The following is a 4,385-nucleotide window of genomic DNA, read 5'->3' on the forward strand; positions in this document are numbered from 1 at the left end:
AACCCGCATGGATATTGGTTTTCATATGTTTCAAATAGCGTGAAACACTACACTAGTTGCTATTTTGAGTTTCACCCCTTTTGAGAGGGTGGCCGGGTGCTCAAAACCGCAACTAGACGGCGGGCATATTCCCCTTGCGGGTCTTATATTAGCCGCACACCCGGCCATAGACGTGCATTGTCCCACAAGGGCCAATGCAAAAGCTATGGACGTAAAAATACCGCATTACTTTCGGGTGCGGTATCCGCTAGTTGAAGGTGTTTTGAGCACCAGTCATGAAAATAGCCCGCCGAAGCGGGCCATGTCAAGCGCAAAAGCGAAGTGAGGCGCTTCAGTGCGGCGGTTGTAGCGATTCGAGCGCCAGGGCAGGCGCGTGCGCCACGATCTTCAGCAGCGCGGCAGCGGGGCCGGTGGGGTAGCGGCGGTGCTGTTCCCAGTTTTGCAGTGTTTTCACGCTGACGTGCATCATCTGGGCAAACTCCCGCTGCGACAGGCCGATCTGCTGGCGCAGCGCCTTCACGTCGGTAGCGGGGAGGGCGTGCCGGCGCGAAGCGGCCGCTTCGCCACGGGCGATGGCGCGGGCTTCCTTCAGGCTTTGCACCAGATCGTCAAACAGGGGGTTTGCCATGTTCATAACTCCTTGACCAGTTCTCTCAGGATCGCGGTCTCCTTGTCGGAGAGCGTTTCCTTGACCGACTTGGGGTAGGCCACCAGCAGGTAAATCTGCTGATCGTCCCGGATCCAGTAATAAATCACCCGGATACCACCGCTCTTGCCGCGTCCTTGCGCGGCATAGCGCAACTTGCGAATCCCGCCGCCGCCCTTGATCAGTGCGCCGCGCGCCGGATCGTCCGCCAGGGTCTGCTGCAATCCGGCGTAATCGTCGTCCGCCAGCAGCGTGGTAATCATCCGGGTAAAAGTCGGGGTTTCGATGAATTCCATAAGCGGCATCTTATCCGCCAGTGGCGGATAAGACAAGGGCGGCAGACGCCAGGCAAGCAAAAGCCCGCCAAGGCGGGGCTGGCTTCAGGCGAAAAACAAAGTCAGCGTCTACGCGACCTTGTGTTCCTTCAGGTAGGTTTGCAGGGCGGCATCGATGCGAGATTGCCAGCCGTCGCCGGTCGCGCGGAACGCGCTGACCACGTCGGGTGACAGGCGGATGGTGATGCGCTCCTTGGTGGGGGCCTTCTGCCCGCCGCGCACGCCAAGCTTTTTCAGCAGAGAGGCGGGCAGTACCTCGGCGGCAGGCTGGAATTGGCGCATGTCCTCCGCCGTCAGCTCGCGGACTTCGCCTTGCTCATCGATGAGCGGGGTGCGTTTGTTCATGACTCTTTACCTCTCTGGCATTGGCCTTGCGCAAGCTGATAACGCGGATACCGCGCTCGGTTTCGCAGAAGACCAGGACATGCAAGCGCTGAAACAGATAACCGATGGCGATATAGCGGGTTTCCGGATACGCCTTGCGGGTGTCTTGCACGACGCTTGCGCTGCTGAAATCGAACTCGGCAACCTGGGTGAAGGGCAGGCCACGCTCGCGGATGTTTCTTTCGTTCTTGGCGGGGTCGAAGTCGATTTCCATACATCGGATTGTATGTACAAAATACAGGGAAGGCAAGTATTTTGTATGTACAGCAAGGTGCGGCCACCGCGCCGTGGCAAGCGCAAAGGCAAAGTCACAGGCAAACAAAAAGCCCCGCGCTTGGCGGGGCGGGATTACCAGTATTCTCGGCCAACAGGCGGCATATCTTCCCACTCGGGCAAGCGGGGCAAGCCGTCAGGCATCTCGGCCATCAGCTGTTCAACGGTGAAGCGACGCTGGCGGCGGGGTCTCTTGTCTGTTTCGGGCTTTGCCTGGTCTGCCGTCGCGTCTTGGCTGGGTGGGGTGTCCTGATCGGGCATCATGTTGTCAGGCCAACACCTTCAGCCCTTGCTTCTGGATCACGCTCAACAGCCGCAGTGCCATGCCGCTAGGCTGTTTGGCACCAGATTCCCATTTTTGAATGGTAGAGGTACTGGTGTTCAGGTAATGCGCGAATACCGGCTGGCTGACATGGTTGTGTTCCCGGATAGCCTTGATTTGCGCCGGGGCAAAGTGGGGTACGGGGATCAGGCAGTCCTTGTCGAAGGAGCGCATGGTGGCTTTATCGATGGTGCCGGCTTCGTGCAGGGCGCTGGCGGCGCTGTGTATCGCCTCGAAGGCGTCACTCTTGAATTTACGGGCAGTCATGGCATATCTCTACTAGTGCTTTGGTGTGCATCTGCTGGTTTAGTTGGGCGTCTGTCATCGCTTCGTATGACTTTGCCAGCTTGCGAAAAGCAACAAGCTCATCATCCTCGATATTGGCCTGATCCTTCTTTGCGAACAGGTAGGCGTAGATCCAGTGCTGTCCGCCCTTGGCGACGATAATGGAACGATGCAGGTTGTTGTTGAGGCGTTTTTTGTATACGCCACCGCCTAAATCGTCAGCTTGCCCTTGTGCAACTTGCCGTATGGCCGCGCAGAGTTCCTGATCGCTAATCTTGGCTTTTTTGGCCGCCTTGCTGAACCAGGCTGTTTTGAAGGATCGCATAAATGGTTTTATCTTTTTTGATGATTCTAGCACTGGGTGCTACACCCTTCAAGGTTTAGCCAACCTCCCAATCAAACACCACCTCCACATAGCTCAGCGTGTTCGGGTGCGCCGGCCACGGGCAGGCGGCCTCATCTGGATAGACACCCGATCCCAGGCCGTACTGGTCCACCGTGGCGTGGGTGTCGCATATGTCCCGCACCCGGTGGTTGGGCGACAGCCGGAAGCGGAAGCCCTTGAAGCCCTCTTGTTGCGCCCCTTCCCGCATGTAGGCCTTGCCGTGGTAGCGGTTGATCTCGGTACGCAGTACGCGGCGGAATAAGCCGCGCGGGTTGCCTGGTACGTTCAGCAGCCCGTCCTGTAACGCCTTTGCCAGTTGTTCGGCGCGGGCCTGCCCCAGCGCCTCGTACACGGCGGGGGAGACACTGATGTTGCCCTTGCTGTCCATGAAGTTGCGCAGTGCGGTCTCCGCATCCCAGCCCCGTATTACCGCTGCATTCAGCATGTCCAGCAGTGCGCGCTCGGCACCCTGATGCACCCGCCATAGCCGATCTGATAGGCGCAGGCCATCGGGCAGCGGGTGCTGGCGCAGGTCGTTGAACACGGCGCGGGCTTTGCGCGCGGAGGCGTGGCTGTCGTTACTACCATTGTGCAGCTCGATGCGTAGGATCAGCCCGGTCCGCTCGGTGGCGGGCAGTTGCTTTTTGCTGGCGACGCGCTGTTGCAGTGTGCGCTTGTCGAATGCCCGCAGCCCCAGTACGGCTGCCAGTAGTAGCCCCTCTTCCAGTAGGGTGTTCTGCGCGTCGGCCAGTGCGGCCAACTCTTCCCGCACGATACGGGTGGCCGCTGGCAGCGCCTCCAGCGCGATGCGGCCCTCGGCGTTGCCAAGCTGGTGCAGTCGCTGGGCGATGCGCTCAGCAGCCTCTTGGTAACGGGCGTCGCTGTCCTGTTCCAGCTGTTCCAGCAGTGCCCATAGCTCTTGCCGGCTCAGCGTGGCCTCTTCCGCCATCAGGCGCTCGATGTCAATGCTCATGGCTCACGCTCGTCGCGCTGTCCCCCTTGCGGCCGTTACCCGGGGTGACCTTCACCGCTGGCGGTGCGTTGGGTTCGGGGTAGGGGTCGTAGTGCTTGGCATCGCTCTGGCGGCGTGCCTCCACGTCGGCGGCGTTGTAGCCGATTTCCTCCCACACCATCGATTTCGGCAGGCCCAGCGCCTGCAGCTTCAGCGCGCGGTCGGTGGTCTGGCTCAGGGTCTCGGTGCGGCGCTCGGCAAAGGTGATGCTGAAGGCCTCGGCGTCGGGGTTGATGCCGCGCAGCAGCAACTGCAGGCGGAAGCCGAACTCGTAGACCAGCGCCAGCATGTCCTGCAGCTGGTCGACCTCGTCGAAGTAGTCTCGCTTCAGGTCTTCCAGGATGTCGCGCGCCATGCCGTCGGTGTAGCCCATCATGCCCTTGGGCAGCGGCGTGCCGGCAAAGAAGCTGTCAAGCAGATAGGTCACGTCGCCGATGTCGCCCAGCGTGGCATCGCCCTGCACCGCGGTCACCGCGCCTTTCTTGTTCAGGTAAAAGTCGGTGGTGATCAGGTCGCTGTTTGCCTCCACCCTGTCCTGGTACGCCCGCAGCTCGATGTCGTTGGCGCCCTCCAGTACATGGCTGAGGCGTAGCGGGGCGCGGTGGCGCCGGCGCACCACCAGATCGGTGTCCGTCATGCGCAGCTTGCGCCAGATTTCGCGGCTGGCATCCAGAAACGGGCGCCCTAGCAGCCTGTCGGACTTGGGCCTGCCCGAAGGCGGAATAGTGAAACGCAGGGCCGTT

7 protein-coding genes and 1 pseudogene are annotated in these 4,385 nt (G+C 60.7%); all 8 read right to left on the reverse strand.

What is annotated here, in order from left to right; translation table 11 throughout:
* Positions 1 to 331 precede the first annotated feature (331 nt).
* A complete protein-coding gene (gene nadS, locus IE083_RS15270) occupies positions 332 to 628 on the reverse strand; it encodes a NadS family protein (protein WP_189354895.1) in 297 nt (98 codons plus the stop codon).
* Positions 629 to 630: 2 nt separating this feature from the next.
* A complete protein-coding gene (locus tag IE083_RS15275; RefSeq protein WP_189354896.1) occupies positions 631 to 942 on the reverse strand; it encodes a type II toxin-antitoxin system RelE/ParE family toxin in 312 nt (103 codons plus the stop codon).
* Positions 943 to 1,050: 108 nt separating this feature from the next.
* A complete protein-coding gene (locus tag IE083_RS15280) occupies positions 1,051 to 1,326 on the reverse strand; it encodes a BrnA antitoxin family protein (protein ID WP_189354897.1) in 276 nt (91 codons plus the stop codon).
* The gene (locus IE083_RS15285; RefSeq protein WP_189354898.1) at positions 1,298 to 1,579 is read right to left on the reverse strand and encodes a BrnT family toxin; all 282 of its coding nucleotides are present in this window, start codon (positions 1,577 to 1,579) and stop codon (positions 1,298 to 1,300) included. The genes IE083_RS15280 and IE083_RS15285 overlap by 29 nt, the downstream gene beginning before the upstream one ends.
* A 327-nt stretch (positions 1,580 to 1,906) precedes the next feature.
* A complete protein-coding gene (locus IE083_RS15290) occupies positions 1,907 to 2,227 on the reverse strand; it encodes a helix-turn-helix domain-containing protein (protein WP_189354899.1) in 321 nt (106 codons plus the stop codon).
* A complete protein-coding gene (locus IE083_RS15295) occupies positions 2,214 to 2,570 on the reverse strand; it encodes a type II toxin-antitoxin system RelE/ParE family toxin (RefSeq protein ID WP_189354900.1) in 357 nt (118 codons plus the stop codon). Before IE083_RS15295 ends, IE083_RS15290 begins: the two co-directional genes overlap by 14 nt.
* A gap of 55 nt (positions 2,571 to 2,625) precedes the next feature.
* On the reverse strand, positions 2,626 to 3,603 hold the full coding sequence (locus IE083_RS15300; protein WP_189354901.1) for a hypothetical protein: 978 nt from the start codon (positions 3,601 to 3,603) through the stop codon (positions 2,626 to 2,628).
* Positions 3,593 to 4,385: pseudogene (locus IE083_RS15305) on the reverse strand (hypothetical protein); the annotation flags it as partial. The pseudogene IE083_RS15305 and the gene IE083_RS15300, both read right to left, overlap by 11 nt.

Source organism: Vogesella fluminis (genome assembly GCF_014652335.1).
Classification (GTDB): domain Bacteria; phylum Pseudomonadota; class Gammaproteobacteria; order Burkholderiales; family Chromobacteriaceae; genus Vogesella; species Vogesella fluminis.

What these genes read in the sequence shown, in the direction of transcription:
- IE083_RS15280 (WP_189354897.1), bottom strand. Translation starts at nt 1,326, where the DNA reads ATGAACAAACGCACCCCGCTCATCGATGAGCAAGGCGAAGTCCGCGAG.
- IE083_RS15295 (WP_189354900.1), bottom strand. Translation starts at nt 2,570, where the DNA reads ATGCGATCCTTCAAAACAGCCTGGTTCAGCAAGGCGGCCAAAAAAGCC.
- IE083_RS15300 (WP_189354901.1), bottom strand. Translation starts at nt 3,603, where the DNA reads ATGAGCATTGACATCGAGCGCCTGATGGCGGAAGAGGCCACGCTGAGC.
- IE083_RS15275 (WP_189354896.1), bottom strand. Translation starts at nt 942, where the DNA reads ATGGAATTCATCGAAACCCCGACTTTTACCCGGATGATTACCACGCTG.
- IE083_RS15285 (WP_189354898.1), bottom strand. Translation starts at nt 1,579, where the DNA reads ATGGAAATCGACTTCGACCCCGCCAAGAACGAAAGAAACATCCGCGAG.
- nadS (WP_189354895.1), bottom strand. Translation starts at nt 628, where the DNA reads ATGGCAAACCCCCTGTTTGACGATCTGGTGCAAAGCCTGAAGGAAGCC.
- IE083_RS15290 (WP_189354899.1), bottom strand. Translation starts at nt 2,227, where the DNA reads ATGACTGCCCGTAAATTCAAGAGTGACGCCTTCGAGGCGATACACAGC.